Origin of the sequence: Phytoactinopolyspora endophytica (genome assembly GCF_004138495.1) — a bacterium.
GTDB lineage: Bacteria > Actinomycetota > Actinomycetes > Jiangellales > Jiangellaceae > Phytoactinopolyspora > Phytoactinopolyspora endophytica.
On sequence record NZ_ML142853.1, the window covers coordinates 307,776 to 319,849 of the forward strand.

Consider the following 12,074-nt stretch of genomic DNA (forward strand, 5'->3'; position numbering starts at 1 on the left):
GGTCGGCCGCGCTATGCCCCGGACGCCACGTGCACCCGACGCCGATCCCCACTACCTGGCCGGTCTCCATGATCCGGCGCACCGCCCGGAAGACGGCGTCGAGCCCCGGGCCACCCGGCGCCGGGAACAGCAGGTCGGGTAGATCGCTGGGGTCGATCACGTCGAGATCGAGGTGGAGGAATATCGGCCCGTCGGGCACGAACGTCGATTCCGGCGCCATGGTCGCCAGCGAGTCTGGCTCCGCAGGCTCGACACCCGCGGACCGCGTGCCACCCTCCGCGGGTACGCCGGCGGCAGGGAACACGTCCTCGCCGGTGCCGACCGATTCAGCGGTGAAGTCGTAGATGCCCCGTCGCAGGACATCGGACTCGTGCAGGAACTCGATCTCCGCGTGGTCCAGATCCCGGGCGTCGACCAGCATGACCCGGTTCTCAGCGACCGGCCGCAGACCGAGCGTGTCGCCGATGAGCTCCGGTCGGTAGCCCATCAGCATGCGCAGCGGCATACCACCCAGGTAACCCGACGTGGTGGTCTCCAAGGTCTGCACGTCGCCGTGGCCGTCGAACCAGACGATGGCTGGGTCCAGGCCGGCGCGCTGTAGCCCAGCGACCGTCGCCAGCGATGTCGTGCAGTCTCCAGAAAGCACGATCGGACGCTCACCGGCACGGACGTCGTCCGCGACCATCTCGGCCACCCGCTGGTACAGCTGCGCCATCCGCGCCCACGTGTCGCCGTCGGGCGGGTCGAAATCGACGGTGACGGTCATGTCGGCCGCTACCGGAACGTCGAGAGTCGGCCTGTGCTCATCGAGGTGGTAAGGGACGGATATGCACGACATGTACCTAAGCTAGTCCATCTTCCTCCGATGATCATCAACGATCAGCCACAGCATCATCGGGCTAACCGTTGATGATCATGAGAATGTGCCGTCACGACGCGGCGTCGAGGCGGGCCCGATGCTCTTGGTTCAGCTCCATCGCCACGCCGGCGAGCGCCTCGTCCAGCTGCTCCGCGCCGCTGACCCCGACGATGGGGGTGATCGTTGGCTCACCGCCGGTCAGCCACGCCAGCACCACCTGGTTGCGAGTGGCGCCCAGCTCGGTCGCCACCTCGTCGAGGACCGCGAGCCGGCGCGTCGTTCCCGGGTGGTCGTACGCCTCGTGCATCCGTTCCGGCTTGCTGTACGCGCCCTCCAGCAGCGGCGTGTAGGCCCATGCCCACATGTCGTCATTGCTCTGCACGTAGTCGACCATGTCGTCGGTGAGATTGCCGAAGCGGTGCACCTTGCCCTCGATGCGCGCGAGCGGCCGCGGTAGCAGGTACGAGTAGCTGTGCTGGATCGCCGTGTAACCGGCGATCCCGTCCGCCTCGGCGATCCGCCGAGCCCGTTCCACCATCCACAACGGATGGTTGCACACGCCGAGCCGGCCGACTGTGCCGTCGGTGACCAGATCGCCGAACGCGGAGACCGTCTCCTGCAGGTCGGCTGTGCGGTCTTCCATGTGCGCCCAGTACATGTCCACCCGGTCGACACCCAACCGCTTCAGGCTCCCCTGAATCCCCTGCCTGATCGCCGCGGCCGACAGGCCCTGCTTCCGCTCGGGAAACCCGCCGGCGACGGTCGGCTCGGCACCCACCTTGGTGCTGATGTACAGCCGTTCGCGCATGCCGGGCCGGTCGGCCAGCCACCGGCCGATGATCTCTTCGCTCTGCCCTCCGAACCCCGTGTGGCTGCCCCAGAACGCATAGCAGTCGGCGGTGTCGAGCATGGTGCCGCCCGCGTCGACGAACCGATCGAGCAGCTCGCGCGACTCGCGCTCGGGCAGCTTGGTGCCGAAATGCATCGTTCCCAGCACAACGTTGAGCTTCTCCACGGCTTTCCCTCCTGAATGGCCTCTGACTCAGACGCCCCGTGCGCGGGATGGCCTCACCCGCGAGTCCGCGGACGCTTCACCGCGCCGTTCGCCGAGGCGTCTGATGACAGCCTGAATGCTGGAGTGCACTCCAGATCAAGCCCTGGTGGCTTCGGGGGTTTCGTCCGACACCGTTGTGCGCGCTTCGGTGGCGGCTTCCTGCCCTTTGGCCACGCCGACGCGAGCGCGGCATGGAGGCTCGCCCCCGGCGAATCGAACAGGGCCGCGAGTCACCGTCCCAGAGGGCGGTACCGGAGGAGTACAACACCGTTTCCGAATCGGCGTTCATCGATAAGCTCGAGGTCGGCGCGCGCGTCGGTCGCTAAGGCCGGCTTTCCCCCACCAAGGACAGTGGGCCAGACGAACAGCTGGCACTCGTCAACCAGCCCGGCCTTGAATGCCTGGGACGCGAGGTTCGCACCCCCTACGGTGATATCGCTGCTGGCCGCGGCCTTCAGTTCGCGCACTGCGGTGGGGTCGAAGTGGCGTTCGATTCGGGTGTTGGCGGTCGACGCGGCGGTCAGTGTCGTGGAGTAGACGACCTTGTTCGCTGTCTGCCAGGCGGTCGCGAAGTCGGCCATGAGGTCGGACTGTGCCGCTAGCCTGGCGTCGGTCTCCCACACGGCCATGGTTTCGTATAGGCGCCGCCCGTAAAGGAACGTGCCCGCGGATAGCAGGAGGTCTGTGTGGGACCGGAACACCTCGGCGTCCACCGGGCCGAAGTCGAAGGCGCCACGCTCGTCCTCGATGTAGCCGTCCAGAGTCACGTTGGTCGCGTAGATCAGCTTGGTCATGCCACGACACCTTCCCGATCGGCCGCGACCTGGGCACTTGTTAGCGTGGCGTCCAGCTTGGTGAACGCCTCGAGCCAACCCTGCTCGCTGGGGCCCGCCAGGTGCGGTGGGAGCCACTGGCGGATCTCGAGTCGCGTGCGCCCCTCGCCCTCGTCGTGGAACTCGACTCGGAATCTTGTTGCGAACGGCTCGATGCCCTCCTGCAGTTGGCCGCCTACGTGCATGACGCCCTCAAGCAGTTCGCCGTCTGTGACGTCTGTGAGGTTGACGTAGATGTGAATGCGAAGGTCTGGCTCGTTGGCAGAGACCTCCGTCCACCGCTGATAGCCGCCGGGACGCACGTCGAAATCGATCTCCTCGCGCGGCAGCGAGTTGCCCGTCAGGCCCCACCACTGCGCCAGGTGGTCCGGATCGGTGAAGGCTCGGTAGACGAGCTCACGTGGTGCGTCGAACACGCGCGAGATAGCGAGTTGCAGAGTTTCGGTTTCCATTAGAGCTCCTGGTTGTCAGGGACCTTGGGGTCGTTGGCCATCCGGTCCGTTGCGCGTTCGGCGGCCTGCACCGCGGCAAGGTGGGCATCGAGGCGGGTGAGGGAGGAGTCCCAGAAGCGCCGGTAGCGATCGATCCAGTCGGCCGCGTCGCGCAGTGGGGCGCCCTGGAGGCGGCTCCCGCGCCACTTACCCGACCGTGTCCGCGAGATGAGCGCGGCGCGCTCGAGAACCTTCAGGTGTCGCGACACCGCCGGCATCGAGATGGGGAGGGGAGCGGTTAGCTCGGTGACGGTGGCGTCGTGTTCGGCCAGCTCGACGAGGATTGCCCGGCGAGTCGGGTCCGCGAGCGCTGAGAACACCGCGCTGAGCTGGTCAGTGCCGGCCATCCAAAGTCCCTTTCATTTAACCAACATGTTAAATGAAACGCGACTCAAGCTCTGCTGTCAAGGGAGGCGTTCACCGGGCGGGCGGACGATACCTCCGTAGCCACCCTGGCCACGGGGCTTGACGATTTCGAGGCGTGGTCGAACCTTGACCTGGAGCGCACTCCAGGTGGGACACTCTGCGTATGTCTCAGTACTCTCCATCGGAAGTTGCCGACAAGACCGGCTTCAGCCTCGATACACTGCGCTACTACGAACGCATCGGGCTCCTTGGGGACATTGCGCGGACTGTCGGCGGCAGGCGGACCTACAGCGATGATGACCTGGGCTGGCTGGGCATACTCCAATGTCTGCGCGACACGGGCATGCCGATCGCCGATATGCTCCGCTTCGCCGAGCTCTGCCGAGCGGGTGAGGACAACGTCCCTGCACGAGTATCGCTGCTCGAGAGTCACGACGCCTCGGTCGAGGAGAAGATCGCACACCTACGTGCCCAGCAGCAGCGCATCCGCGGCAAGATCGATTGGTACAAGTCGACCCTGTCGGCCTCCGAACACGCAGCTGCCGAAGAAGTACTGACGTAGAAGCCCACGCATGGCCTCACACCGGTGATGACGTGTCATCCCGCTTCCGGTGGCCAGAGTAGGCGGGGAGGGAGAATCTCTCCCTCCCCGCCGTTCCCTGACCCCTCCCATCCGCGCACGCCGCGATCACCCAGGCGACGGGCCGGCCTCCTTCAGAACATCTCGTGTGACCACGGCGCGCGGTCCCAGCCGAACGCCGTCGACACTTCCGCGACACTTCCGGGGCGATGCTCGCCCACGCGACCGGCTGCGGCGAGGGAGCGCAGCGTCGTACCCCCGAGGTAAATGGCGCCGAGCTCGCGGACGTCCATGCTCACATCCGGTTCGGCCGTCGTAGGCTCGCACGACGCCGACTCGCGGTCACCGGTCAGGTGCCAGCGTCCGGCGTTGCCAGGCAGCATCGCATCGGTGACCTCCAGCACGACGTCGATCGGGGCCGCGTAACGACGGGTGGTCAGCGCCTGCGGCACATTGACCACCCGGACCCAGAGCCCGGGACGCACAGACGCGCCTAGCGCGTACGAGTTCGTGACCAGATGCGCCAGCGGCTCGTCCACGGCGGCGAACTCACACCGGACCACCCGCACCAGATCGATCGAGAGCAGGAACCGCCACAGCGCGGAGTAAGCCTCGTCGGTGGCCGCTATCACTTCGGTGACCAGGGCTTCACCCTGTGGCCCGCGGTTTCCCCAGCTCGGTCTGGTGCGCCACGTCGCGTAGCCCTCAGCACCCGAGTCACCCTCGTAGACGACGGCTCGTTCCGCGGTCATCCCGTGGCGCCCGCCCTCCGGGTCACGCGTGCGGTGCTCCCATCGCTGATCGGACAGCGACGACACGCCGGGCCGCTCCGCGCGCGCACGGTCGTGGATGTCGGCCAGCACCTTCCGCATGTCGGCAGGCGCGCCTTGGCGGAGCCGGCCGGCCAGGGCCTCGCCCTGAAAGCCGGTCTCCAAGGGCGCGATCTCATAAACCACGTTCCATGATGCAAGGCCATAACCGAACCGCCCGTAGATACCGCCCTCGCTGGCCCAGAGCGCGGCGATCGGCTCGTCGCCGCGCTCTCGCACAGCGCGCAGCTGTTCGGCCATGATCCGCGTCAGGACACCGCGACGACGGTGCGTCGGCGCCACGACCACAGCGGTGACGTGCGCGACAGGTGGCACCGCTCCAGGGACGGTCATCTCTCTGGTGAGCACGCCGGCGGTTCCCACCAAGCGGCCGTCGTCCGCCATCACGTGCGTCCGGTCCGGTTCGAAGATCGGTCGCCGAGCCTCGAGCCATTCCTCGTTCGGCGCGTCACGCAGAAACCCTGAGGAGATGAGCGAGGCAAGCTCAGGCAGGTCATCGGGGGTACAGGTGCGGAGTGTCAGATCATTCGCCACTGTCCCTGTCTAACGCACTTCGGGCACCGGCGACCAGTGAATTCCCGGCGCGGATCACCCGCCCGAATGCCCGAGATGATCGTTTTCTTCCAGTATTTGCGTGTTTATGCAAGAATGCCCCGGGACCGACGCAAGCGAGGGGGGACCTTGCCAAGGCAACGGCACAGGAGGCATCGGAGGCGACGCAACGGCGCGAGCCGCGTCGTCGTCATTTCCGCCATAGCCATCGCGATACCGCTCGTCGGCTGGTCCGCGATCGCACTCGTTTCGAACGACGACGGCTCGTCGCCGTCGTCTGATGCCACGACCGACACTTCGCCACCGGCCAATGACCCGGTCGAAGAGCCGAGCGACGACGCGAGCCCAGGCGCCGGTGAGCACGACGACGGCCGGACGGACCCGACGGAGACCAGTCAAGCGAACGACGACGACGTGACCGACAACGATGTGACCGACGAGGTTGCCGACAGCGACGGCGACGGCGAGCGGCTGGCGGCTGAGGCGATCGAGGCGTGCGCCACCGAGCTGACCGCCGGCCAGGCCGTCGTCACCGAGGCCAAGACAGGCGTCGGCCACTGGTCCGAGCACATCAACGCCCGCACCGACCTCCTCGAGGGGCGCAACACCGACGCCGAGACCCGGGACATCTGGAAACGCACCCGTCTGGCCGGCCCGGGCGACCTCGAGCGATTCGAGGCCGTCTCGTCCACGTACAACCAGCTCTCCGGATGCGATGACCTCGCCGGTATCGAGGCCCCCGAGGGCTTCCAGGCCGACGTCGAGGAATGTCTGGTCAGAGCCGACCGCACCGAATCCGCAGCGTCCGCCGCTACCGACGCGATGGGCGACTGGGAGGAACATCTGCAGGCCATGGCAGACCACGCGGACGGCCACATGACGGCAGACCAGGCCCAGGACCAGTGGGTCGAGGCATGGGAAAACGCACCAACCAACATCAACGCTTTCAATGAGGCCCGTGATGAGTTGGAACAAGCTCCTGCCTGCTCTGGAGCAGACGAGTAAGCCCAAGCCGGTCCCAAGAGCGCGGACCGAGATCCTTCTGTCCATCGGCGTGCTGGCAGCAATCGCAACCGTCGTCGCGCTGAGCCAGATCGTCCAGCCATCGGAAACCCTCTACAACGCCGCGCAGTTCGTCCATCTGGCGTGTGTCGTCGCCGGACTCGGCAGCGTCTTGGTGGTGGACTGGTTCGGGTTGCGCTGGCAGCTCGGCCACACCTCACTGGAGTCCGTGGTAGCGACGGCCGGGGCACTCTCCGTCCCGATCTGGTTCGGCCTGACCGGCCTGCTGCTCTCCGGCGTGTTCCTCGAGCCGGACCTGACCGGGCCGGCGACTCAGATCAAGATGGGGCTGGTCGCCGTCGCGGGCCTGGTCGGGGTGCTCGCCTACGGCATGCAGCGGCGGCTGTCGGCGACCGGCCACGGCCGGCCGCGAGGGCTGGTCCGCGCAGGGCTGCTGCTGGCACTGGCGTCACAGATCAGCTGGTGGGGAGCGACCGTCATCGGGTTCCTGAACCGGGCCTGAGCAGGAACGCAGCGCCGGAAGCGGCACGGCACGCGCGGACGAGGCAGCTACGGCGGCAGCGTGCCCAGCGCACGAGGTCTCTCCTTCTCCTACTCGACCTCGCTCCGCACCGCGGACACGGCAGCATCCAACCTGGCCCGCGTGTGCTCGTCATCCGGATCCAGCCCCGAGTCGACAACGGCGTTCCAGACCAGCTCGCCGTCCGCCTTGCGGCGGCCGGTCACGCGAACGCCGCGCCGCCCCTCCAGCCGGATGTGCCTGCTGATGATGACGCTGCCGGTGACCTGTTCACGGACCACGTCGACCAGCCGGCCCGGCCCGGTGACCGGCAACTTGTACGGCTGCGAGTGTGGCGACGTCGCGATCGGCTCGACGAGCAGACGTTCCGCGTCGCTCTCCCAGGACGCACGCTCGATCTCATGCCACGCGATGGAGCCCGACGGCCAGACCAGCCGCCGGTCGGTCGCCGCGATACGGCCGTCGGGGCCCTCCGCCTCGGCGAGAACCCGCTCGCCGGTCTCCAAGCCTTCCATCACCGGAACCTGACGTCGACGTAGCTGCACGCCACCACTCTATTCGCCGGCGGATCCCGGCTGTCAGCGCAGGTATTCGCGCAGCTCGACCGCGGACTCCTCCTGCCGCAGCTTGCTCAACGTACGACGCTCGATCTGCCGGATCCGTTCTCTGGTCACGCCGAGCACCTGCCCGACCTCTTCCAGCGTCCGGACTCGCCCGTCGTCGAGTCCGTACCTGAGCCGGACCACGCACTGCTCCCGCTCACTCAGGCAGGACAGCGCGGTCATGACCTGATCACGGAGCATCGCCTGTGCCACGATCTCGGCCGGCGACAGCTCGTCGGTATCCTCGACCAGCTCACCGAAGGACTGTTCGGCCTTCTCCCCCACCGGCGTCTGCAGACTGATCGGCTCGTCGACGAACGTCAGCAGCTCTTTGATCCGCCCGGGGACGACTCCGGACAGCTCGGCAAGCTCTTCATTGGTCGGCTCGCGCGCATATGTCTGCCACATGACCCGGCGCGCGCGGAGGATCCGGTTCAGCTCGTCCACGACATGGACCGGCAACCGGATCGTACGGCTCTGCTCGGCGAGCGCTCGCCCGATCGCCTGCCGGATCCACCACGTCGCATACGTCGAGAACTTGAAGCCGCGGGCGTAGTCGAACCGCTCGACGGCCCGCATCAAGCCCACGTTGCCTTCCTGAACCAGGTCGAGCAGCGACATCCCCCGCCGGGCATATCGGCGGGCGACCGAGACCACCAGGCGCAGGTTGGACTCGATCAGTCGTCGCTTGGCCGCCCGCCCGATCCGCACCAGCTCGTGGAGGTCATGGAAGTCGGGATCAACGGAGCCGTTCTGGGCGATCCGTTCCTCGGCGAGCACACCCGCTTCGATGGCCCGGGCCAGGGAGACCTCGTCCGCTGCCGTCAATAGCGGCACCCGCCCGATCTCATCGAGATATCGGCGGACAAGGTCTTGGCTCGTGCCGGTCGCCTCGCCGTCACGGAGAGTGGCGACGCTGTGAGCGTCGTCGGGTTCCGAATCCGTTCGCGGCCACCTGGGTACGCCCGCGACGGAATGTTCTCCGCCCACCGGCCGTCTTTGCGATGGTATTGCTGCGCGCGCGGCGGTAGTGAACGCCACCGGCACCACCTCCGGTCGGGTTCCGACCCTGGGCGTCTGCCCTTGGGGCGTGTCTTAGTCTGCCGTGATTTGCCCCACCTTTCTAGCCCTTGACAGCTAGATGATTTGACCGTCAACGCTTACGCGCACCCCTCACCTCCCACCCAGCGGCACCCCGGTTGAGGACATATCGCCAGCTCAGGGCAACCTGACGGGCACTCGGCGGGAGGGGTAATCAGGCATTCCAGGAGGAGAGATCAATGTGCAAATCGGCATTTTTCCGGGATGCCTCGATCAGCTGGGCATTCGGGGAATCGACCGTTTGCACCCATATGACCGCCTCGTCGGGCGACTTCCCGAACTGGATATGCCGGTCGATCAGCCGCCGCGAGCGGATCTCCTCATCGGTATGGACGTACCAGACCTCGTCCAAGCACGCCCGCGCCTCACGCCAGCCTGGTTCGTCCAGCAGGAGATAGTTACCCTCCGTGACGACGACGTCGGGCGCCGGCCCGACCGGCTGCGCCCCGGCGATCGGCTGCTCGAGCTCGCGCTCGAATCCCGGCGCGTAGACGACGTGCGATGGCCGGCTCCGGATTCTGGACAGCAATGCCGCGTAGCCGTACGCATCGAAGGTCTCCGGCGCCCCTTTCCGGCCGCGCAGCCCCAGCCGATCCAGTTCGACATCCGCCAGGTGGTATCCGTCCATCGGCACGTTCACTGCACTGGCACCGATCGTACGGACCAGGGCCGCGGCGAACGTCGACTTACCCGCGCCAGGCACACCGACCACGCCGATGAGGCTCCGCCGGTTCGGCCGGCGGGCCCGTTCCGCCAGCTCGGCAAGCTCGGCACCCGTTGGAGACAGGACGGCCGTCTCGCGTGCTATCACCATCCGACGATCCTGCCACGCGCGTTGAGTCAGTCCCGCAAGGTGTACTCAAGCGCGACGCGGGCCGACTCGGCCGGAGCACCGTCCGCCACGCTCAGCAGTGCGGCCCGCCAAGCGGCGGCGAGCACCAGTGCCGCCACCCTGAGGTCGGCAGGGATCAACGACCGAATCGTGTCCTCGATCGGGTCCGGCGCGTCGACCATCGGCGGTCCACCGAGCAGCCGGCACGCGTCGAAACGCACCGCCGCGTCGAACGCGACCAACAACGCGGCCCGAACGGCGGACCTGGACGGCCCGCCAGAGTCCGTGACGGCGGCGGCCGCACCCTCCATCCGGTCCGTGATGCGCTTCTCCATGTCGTCGCGGACCACGGTGTACAGGCCCAGTTTGGAACCGAAGTGGTGGTAAAGCGAGCCGGTGGTCACGCCCGCCTTCGCTGCGAGCTCGGTCACGTTGCACGCCTCGAAGCCGGCGCGCTCGAAGTGGTACAGGGCCGCCTCGATCAGCCGCGCCTTGGCGGACCCTGGAACGGGGATCCATTCGGGCATCAGGCCTCCGTCTCCATCATCGCCGCAGCAGAACGACACTCATCCCGAACCGCGAACGGCGGTCAACCAGGAAATCTGACCTTGAGTGTAACCGATTGACGGGATTCCGTAATCCGATTACGCTTTCCCGTCATGAAGCTGATGTTCATGTATCAAGCGGTCGACGATCTCCCCGCGGCCCTCACGTTCTACCGGGACGAGCTCGGCCTGGACGAGTCCTGGCGGGAGGGCGACGCCACCGTCGCCTTCGACCTCCCCGGATCACCCGTGCAACTGATGCTCGATGTCCCGCCGGACGACGGCCCGCGTTGGAAGTCTGGCCTGTTCTGTGAGGTGGCGGACGTCGCGACGTTCGTCAAGGAGCACCCGAACGTCAGCTGGGTCGGTGAGGAGTTCGACATGCCCGGCGGCCGCGCAGCCACCTTCCGCGATCCCGCGGGCAACACCATCCACATCTTCGACCAGAGCACCGCGACGGGCTGATCAGGACCGATGCAGCGCGCTCGCCGCCGCGTCCGTGACCGCGGCGGTGAGCGCCGCCAACGCGCGAGACTCGAGCCGCCAGCGCTGCCAGTACAGCGGCACGTCAAGCCACCTGCCCTCGACGAGCTCGACCAGCTCACCGGAGGCGATCGCGGGGCGAGCCATCTGCTCGGGCACCATTCCCCACGCCAGACCCAGGCGAGCGGCCTCGGCGAACCCCTGCGACGACGGCAGGTAGGTCACCGGCGGGTCCAGCGTCTGCCCGGTCACCGACTGGACGAACCGCTGCTGTAAGGCGTCCTTGCGATTGAAAACGAGCATCGGCGCGGCGGCGAACGCCTCCGCCGGCAGGCCGTCCGACGCCCGCGACAACCCATCCACAGGCCGGGCACGTCCGCCGTCACCCCCGGCACCGTCGACATCGTCGCCCCCTGCATCCCGGGTGAAGTACCGCCGGTGGTAGGCCGGCGACGCCACCGCCAGATATCGCATCGATCCCAGGCTCTCCGCCCGGCATCCCTGCACGGGACGTGACTCAGCGGTCACGGCCGCCATCACGGAGCCGTCGCGCAGCAGCGCCACCGAATGGTCCTGATCCTCCTGACGGATGTCGAACGCTACCGCGTGCTCCACCGGCACCGCGGCCAGCGCAGGAAGAAACCACGTCGCCAGCGAGTCCGCGTTGACAGCGACCGGCGTCCGCAACGGCCGCCGCACGGCAGCACCGCCGGAACCGCCCACCGCCTCGCCACGCACCGCGTCCCCGGATACCTCCGCGACGGCCTCGTTCTCCAGCAACGCGACCTGACCGGCGAGCCGCACCAGCACCTGCCCGGCCTCAGTGGGCCGTGACGGTCTGGTCCGGCGCACCAGGACACGCCCCATACGGGATTCGAGAGCCTTCACGCGCTGGCTCACCGCCGACGGGGTGACGTGCAGCCGGCGGGCGGCCAGCTCGAAGCTGCCTTCTTCCACCACCGCCGCGAAGGCGGCCAGATGTGCCAGGTCAATCCCAATCATTAAGCCATTCTAATGGACATTTAGAAAGATTAGCTGGCTTAACTTAGAGTCTGCGCCTACCGTCGTGACCTGTGCTGACCAGCCTCGCGACCGGATTCGTCACCGGGCTCACATTAATCATCGCCATCGGTGCCCAGAACGCGTTCGTCCTCCGGCAAGGGCTACGGCGCGAGCATGTGCTGGCCGTGGTCGCGCTCTGCTCGGTCGCCGACGCGTTGCTCATCACGGCCGGAGTGGCCGGGCTCGGAACGTTGCTGGCATCCTTCCCCGCGGCGACCGGCGTCGCTCGATACGGTGGGGCGGCGTTCCTGGTGATCTATGGTGTGCTCGCCGCCCGCCGGGCGATGAGCCCGCACGCGATGACCGCCAGCGACCGCGCTCCCGGTACCCGGAGCGCCGTC

At 67.4% G+C, this 12,074-nt stretch carries 15 protein-coding genes and 1 pseudogene; 5 read left to right on the forward strand and 11 right to left on the reverse strand.

Annotation, left to right across the window (positions count from 1 at the left end):
• The 5 genes from ELR45_RS12225 to ELR45_RS12245 form a co-directional block, all read right to left on the reverse strand.
• Window positions 1-838: arginase family protein (locus ELR45_RS12225; RefSeq protein WP_165367705.1), on the reverse strand; the 838-nt coding region annotated here is incomplete at its 3' end.
• 91 nt (window positions 839-929) lie between these two features.
• Complete coding sequence (locus tag ELR45_RS12230) at window positions 930-1,874, reverse strand: aldo/keto reductase (RefSeq protein WP_129666277.1); 945 nt, start codon at window positions 1,872-1,874, stop codon at window positions 930-932.
• A gap of 269 nt (window positions 1,875-2,143) precedes the next feature.
• Window positions 2,144-2,707, reverse strand: coding sequence for a dihydrofolate reductase family protein (locus ELR45_RS12235; RefSeq protein ID WP_129666280.1), 564 nt, complete (start codon window positions 2,705-2,707; stop codon window positions 2,144-2,146).
• A complete protein-coding gene (locus tag ELR45_RS12240; protein WP_129666282.1) occupies window positions 2,704-3,198 on the reverse strand; it encodes an SRPBCC family protein in 495 nt (164 codons plus the stop codon). The genes ELR45_RS12235 and ELR45_RS12240 overlap by 4 nt, the downstream gene beginning before the upstream one ends.
• Window positions 3,198-3,584 (reverse strand): ArsR/SmtB family transcription factor, encoded by a 387-nt coding sequence (locus ELR45_RS12245; RefSeq protein ID WP_129666284.1) that lies wholly within the window; start codon window positions 3,582-3,584, stop codon window positions 3,198-3,200. The genes ELR45_RS12240 and ELR45_RS12245 overlap by 1 nt, the downstream gene beginning before the upstream one ends.
• A gap of 182 nt (window positions 3,585-3,766) precedes the next feature.
• Here ELR45_RS12245 and ELR45_RS12250 point away from each other — a divergent pair, with 182 nt between their 5' ends.
• The gene (locus ELR45_RS12250) at window positions 3,767-4,165 is read left to right on the forward strand and encodes a MerR family transcriptional regulator (RefSeq protein WP_129666286.1); all 399 of its coding nucleotides are present in this window, start codon (window positions 3,767-3,769) and stop codon (window positions 4,163-4,165) included.
• A 152-nt stretch (window positions 4,166-4,317) separates the two neighbouring features.
• On the opposite strand, the gene ELR45_RS12255 is transcribed toward ELR45_RS12250, so the two are convergent.
• Entirely contained in the window at window positions 4,318-5,547 is a 1,230-nt protein-coding gene (locus ELR45_RS12255; protein WP_129666288.1) for a GNAT family N-acetyltransferase, read from the reverse strand.
• A 147-nt stretch (window positions 5,548-5,694) separates the two neighbouring features.
• On the opposite strand from ELR45_RS12255, the gene ELR45_RS12260 reads away from it, so the two are divergent.
• Together ELR45_RS12260 and ELR45_RS12265 are read left to right on the forward strand one after the other, a co-directional pair.
• A complete protein-coding gene (locus ELR45_RS12260) occupies window positions 5,695-6,570 on the forward strand; it encodes a hypothetical protein (RefSeq protein WP_129666290.1) in 876 nt (291 codons plus the stop codon).
• The gene (locus tag ELR45_RS12265) at window positions 6,527-7,090 is read left to right on the forward strand and encodes a hypothetical protein (protein WP_129666292.1); all 564 of its coding nucleotides are present in this window, start codon (window positions 6,527-6,529) and stop codon (window positions 7,088-7,090) included. The genes ELR45_RS12260 and ELR45_RS12265 overlap by 44 nt, the downstream gene beginning before the upstream one ends.
• A gap of 89 nt (window positions 7,091-7,179) precedes the next feature.
• Here the strand turns inward: ELR45_RS12265 and ELR45_RS12270 are convergent, their stop codons facing one another.
• The 4 genes from ELR45_RS12270 to ELR45_RS12285 all read right to left on the reverse strand — a co-directional run bounded on the left by ELR45_RS12270 (window position 7,180) and on the right by ELR45_RS12285 (window position 10,170).
• Entirely contained in the window at window positions 7,180-7,653 is a 474-nt protein-coding gene (locus ELR45_RS12270) for a hypothetical protein (RefSeq protein ID WP_129666294.1), read from the reverse strand.
• Between the two features lie 33 nt (window positions 7,654-7,686).
• Window positions 7,687-8,760 carry a sigma-70 family RNA polymerase sigma factor gene (locus ELR45_RS12275; RefSeq protein WP_129666296.1) on the reverse strand — a complete coding sequence of 358 codons (1,074 nt, stop codon included), beginning with the start codon at window positions 8,758-8,760 and terminating at the stop codon, window positions 7,687-7,689.
• A 205-nt stretch (window positions 8,761-8,965) separates the two neighbouring features.
• On the reverse strand, window positions 8,966-9,625 hold the full coding sequence (locus ELR45_RS12280; protein ID WP_129666298.1) for a nucleoside/nucleotide kinase family protein: 660 nt from the start codon (window positions 9,623-9,625) through the stop codon (window positions 8,966-8,968).
• Window positions 9,626-9,651: 26 nt separating this feature from the next.
• Window positions 9,652-10,170 carry a TetR/AcrR family transcriptional regulator gene (locus ELR45_RS12285; protein ID WP_129666300.1) on the reverse strand — a complete coding sequence of 173 codons (519 nt, stop codon included), beginning with the start codon at window positions 10,168-10,170 and terminating at the stop codon, window positions 9,652-9,654.
• Between the two features lie 132 nt (window positions 10,171-10,302).
• Here ELR45_RS12285 and ELR45_RS12290 point away from each other — a divergent pair, with 132 nt between their 5' ends.
• Window positions 10,303-10,653: a VOC family protein gene (locus ELR45_RS12290; protein ID WP_129666302.1), complete on the forward strand. Its 351-nt coding sequence runs from the start codon at window positions 10,303-10,305 to the stop codon at window positions 10,651-10,653.
• Here ELR45_RS12290 and ELR45_RS12295 read toward each other — a convergent pair whose 3' ends face one another.
• Window positions 10,654-11,673 carry a LysR family transcriptional regulator ArgP gene (locus ELR45_RS12295; RefSeq protein ID WP_129666304.1) on the reverse strand — a complete coding sequence of 340 codons (1,020 nt, stop codon included), beginning with the start codon at window positions 11,671-11,673 and terminating at the stop codon, window positions 10,654-10,656. It lies immediately after the preceding gene.
• A gap of 74 nt (window positions 11,674-11,747) precedes the next feature.
• Between ELR45_RS12295 and ELR45_RS40795 the strand changes: the two are divergent.
• Window positions 11,748-12,074: pseudogene (locus ELR45_RS40795) on the forward strand (LysE/ArgO family amino acid transporter); the annotation flags it as partial.